Source organism: Pseudomonas sp. SDO5215_S409 (assembly GCF_054071325.1).
In genome coordinates this window covers 1-3533 of sequence record NZ_JBSVWN010000121.1, presented here as the reverse complement: position 1 = coordinate 3533, position 3533 = coordinate 1, and the positions used below count along the sequence as shown (strand labels likewise).

Here is a 3533-nt window from a genome sequence, read left to right as displayed (position 1 = left end):
CGAAATTGGGTCTGTAGCTCAGTTGGTTAGAGCGCACCCCTGATAAGGGTGAGGTCGGCAGTTCGAATCTGCCCAGACCCACCAATTTTGTGTGGGAAACGCCTGTAGAAATACGGGGCCATAGCTCAGCTGGGAGAGCGCCTGCCTTGCACGCAGGAGGTCAGCGGTTCGATCCCGCTTGGCTCCACCACTACTGCTTCTGTTTGTTGAAAGCTTAGAAATGAGCATTCCATCGACGTGATGATGAATGTTGATTTCTAGTCTTTGATTAGATCGTTCTTTAAAAATTTGGGTATGTGATAGAAAGATAGACTGAACGTTACTTTCACTGGTAACGGATCAGGCTAAGGTAAAATTTGTGAGTCATTACAGATTTTCGGCGAATGTCGTCTTCACAGTATAACCAGATTGCTTGGGGTTATATGGTCAAGTGAAGAAGCGCATACGGTGGATGCCTTGGCAGTCAGAGGCGATGAAAGACGTGGTAGCCTGCGAAAAGCTTCGGGGAGTCGGCAAACAGACTTTGATCCGGAGATGTCTGAATGGGGGAACCCAGCCATCATAAGATGGTTACCTTACACTGAATACATAGGTGTATGGAGCGAACCAGGGGAACTGAAACATCTAAGTACCCTGAGGAAAAGAAATCAACCGAGATTCCCTTAGTAGTGGCGAGCGAACGGGGACTAGCCCTTAAGTGGCTTTGAGATTAGCGGAACGCTCTGGAAAGTGCGGCCATAGTGGGTGATAGCCCTGTACGCGAAAATCTCTTAGTCATGAAATCGAGTAGGACGGAGCACGAGAAACTTTGTCTGAATATGGGGGGACCATCCTCCAAGGCTAAATACTACTGACTGACCGATAGTGAACTAGTACCGTGAGGGAAAGGCGAAAAGAACCCCGGAGAGGGGAGTGAAATAGATCCTGAAACCGTATGCGTACAAGCAGTGGGAGCAGACGTTGTTCTGTGACTGCGTACCTTTTGTATAATGGGTCAGCGACTTATATTCAGTGGCGAGCTTAACCGAATAGGGGAGGCGTAGCGAAAGCGAGTCTTAATAGGGCGTTTAGTCGCTGGGTATAGACCCGAAACCGGGCGATCTATCCATGGGCAGGTTGAAGGTTGGGTAACACTAACTGGAGGACCGAACCGACTACCGTTGAAAAGTTAGCGGATGACCTGTGGATCGGAGTGAAAGGCTAATCAAGCTCGGAGATAGCTGGTTCTCCTCGAAAGCTATTTAGGTAGCGCCTCATGTATCACTGTAGGGGGTAGAGCACTGTTTCGGCTAGGGGGTCATCCCGACTTACCAAACCGATGCAAACTCCGAATACCTACAAGTGCCGAGCATGGGAGACACACGGCGGGTGCTAACGTCCGTCGTGAAAAGGGAAACAACCCAGACCGTCAGCTAAGGTCCCAAAGTTATGGTTAAGTGGGAAACGATGTGGGAAGGCTTAGACAGCTAGGAGGTTGGCTTAGAAGCAGCCACCCTTTAAAGAAAGCGTAATAGCTCACTAGTCGAGTCGGCCTGCGCGGAAGATGTAACGGGGCTCAAACCATACACCGAAGCTACGGGTATCACGTAAGTGATGCGGTAGAGGAGCGTTCTGTAAGCCTGTGAAGGTGAGTTGAGAAGCTTGCTGGAGGTATCAGAAGTGCGAATGCTGACATGAGTAACGACAATGGGTGTGAAAAACACCCACGCCGAAAGACCAAGGTTTCCTGCGCAACGTTAATCGACGCAGGGTTAGTCGGTCCCTAAGGCGAGGCTGAAAAGCGTAGTCGATGGAAAACAGGTTAATATTCCTGTACTTCTGGTTATTGCGATGGAGGGACGGAGAAGGCTAGGCCAGCTTGGCGTTGGTTGTCCAAGTTTAAGGTGGTAGGCTGAGATCTTAGGTAAATCCGGGATCTTAAGGCCGAGAGCTGATGACGAGTTGCCTTTAGGCGACGAAGTGGTTGATGCCATGCTTCCAAGAAAAGCTTCTAAGCTTCAGGTAACCAGGAACCGTACCCCAAACCGACACAGGTGGTTGGGTAGAGAATACCAAGGCGCTTGAGAGAACTCGGGTGAAGGAACTAGGCAAAATGGCACCGTAACTTCGGGAGAAGGTGCGCCGGTGAGGGTGAAGGACTTGCTCCGTAAGCTCATGCCGGTCGAAGATACCAGGCCGCTGCGACTGTTTATTAAAAACACAGCACTCTGCAAACACGAAAGTGGACGTATAGGGTGTGACGCCTGCCCGGTGCCGGAAGGTTAATTGATGGGGTTAGCTAACGCGAAGCTCTTGATCGAAGCCCCGGTAAACGGCGGCCGTAACTATAACGGTCCTAAGGTAGCGAAATTCCTTGTCGGGTAAGTTCCGACCTGCACGAATGGCGTAACGATGGCGGCGCTGTCTCCACCCGAGACTCAGTGAAATTGAAATCGCTGTGAAGATGCAGTGTATCCGCGGCTAGACGGAAAGACCCCGTGAACCTTTACTATAGCTTTGCACTGGACTTTGAATTTGCTTGTGTAGGATAGGTGGGAGGCTTTGAAGCGTGGACGCCAGTCTGCGTGGAGCCATCCTTGAAATACCACCCTGGCAACTTTGAGGTTCTAACTCAGGTCCGTTATCCGGATCGAGGACAGTGTATGGTGGGTAGTTTGACTGGGGCGGTCTCCTCCTAAAGAGTAACGGAGGAGTACGAAGGTGCGCTCAGACCGGTCGGAAATCGGTCGTAGAGTATAAAGGCAAAAGCGCGCTTGACTGCGAGACAGACACGTCGAGCAGGTACGAAAGTAGGTCTTAGTGATCCGGTGGTTCTGTATGGAAGGGCCATCGCTCAACGGATAAAAGGTACTCCGGGGATAACAGGCTGATACCGCCCAAGAGTTCATATCGACGGCGGTGTTTGGCACCTCGATGTCGGCTCATCACATCCTGGGGCTGAAGCCGGTCCCAAGGGTATGGCTGTTCGCCATTTAAAGTGGTACGCGAGCTGGGTTTAGAACGTCGTGAGACAGTTCGGTCCCTATCTGCCGTGGACGTTTGAGATTTGAGAGGGGCTGCTCCTAGTACGAGAGGACCGGAGTGGACGAACCTCTGGTGTTCCGGTTGTCACGCCAGTGGCATTGCCGGGTAGCTATGTTCGGAATAGATAACCGCTGAAAGCATCTAAGCGGGAAATTAGCCTCAAGATGAGATCTCACTGGAACCTTGAGTTCCCTGAAGGGCCGTCGAAGACTACGACGTTGATAGGTTGGGTGTGTAAGCGCTGTGAGGCGTTGAGCTAACCAATACTAATTGCCCGTGAGGCTTGACCATATAACACCCAAGCAATTTGCATGCTCTGAGCTAAGAAGCGAAAGAGACCAGATTGCGGTGTGTGAAGACGATACGAACCGAAAGTTTGTAGCTCACAAAACACCAGATTCTATTACATACCCAATTTGCTGAAGCGAGGCCATCTGGTCACGACTCAGTACCCGAATTTCTTGACGACCATAGAGCATTGGAACCACCTGATCCCATCCCGAACTCAG

The 3533-nt window shown here is 51.0% G+C and carries 2 tRNA genes and 2 rRNA genes; all 4 read left to right on the top strand.

Annotation, left to right across the window (positions count from 1 at the left end):
- Positions 1 to 7: 7 nt before the first annotated feature.
- Positions 8 to 84: transfer RNA gene (locus ACW9H9_RS28330), tRNA-Ile, on the top strand.
- 30 nt (positions 85 to 114) lie between these two features.
- Positions 115 to 190: transfer RNA gene (locus ACW9H9_RS28325), tRNA-Ala, on the top strand.
- 234 nt (positions 191 to 424) lie between these two features.
- Positions 425 to 3315 (top strand): 23S ribosomal RNA (locus tag ACW9H9_RS28320).
- 169 nt (positions 3316 to 3484) lie between these two features.
- Positions 3485 to 3533: ribosomal RNA gene (gene rrf / locus ACW9H9_RS28315) — 5S ribosomal RNA — on the top strand; the annotation flags it as partial.